Consider the following 461-nt stretch of genomic DNA (forward strand, 5'->3'; position numbering starts at 1 on the left):
CCTGCAGGCTGGCGGAAAATACCCGCAAATCCTCGATGCCGGACCGGCCCAAAGCGTCGAGGCAGGCAATCAGTTCGTCATCCGCCATGCCGATATTGCCGACTTCCACTGTGATCGTGCGACCATATTCGCCAGGCAGTTCGCCGGCTTTTCTGGCCAATGGAAACGGCAACACATCTATGCGCGCCAGACGGGTGGCGAGTTCGCTCTTTGCCGCGATGTCGTTCACGAATACCCGCTCACCGCGAAGCGATCCAATGTTCATCGCGCCGGCAAAAAAATGCTTGAATCGAATAAAGACGCTCGGTACGTCCTTTACCGCCCCCGCGCTCGATTCGGCCAGCCAGTAGACAATCTTCTCCGAAGCAGACGGTCTGTAATGCGCCGTCAGGGAAATGACCGACTCGTTCGACGGAATCGATCGTTCGGCGGCATGCGCATGTCTCGCCTCGCTAAGCGAG

Annotated in this window: 1 protein-coding gene; it reads right to left on the reverse strand. The window is 58.1% G+C overall.

All coding sequences use genetic code 11. The annotated features are described in order from the left end of the window. A partial coding sequence (locus J5M57_RS28435) for a hypothetical protein (protein ID WP_207938535.1) occupies positions 1-461 on the reverse strand: 461 nt, incomplete at both ends.

The sequence above is a fragment of the Pseudomonas sp. 86_A genome (genome assembly GCF_017491705.1).
Taxonomy (GTDB): Bacteria; Pseudomonadota; Gammaproteobacteria; order Pseudomonadales; family Pseudomonadaceae; genus Aquipseudomonas; species Aquipseudomonas koreensis.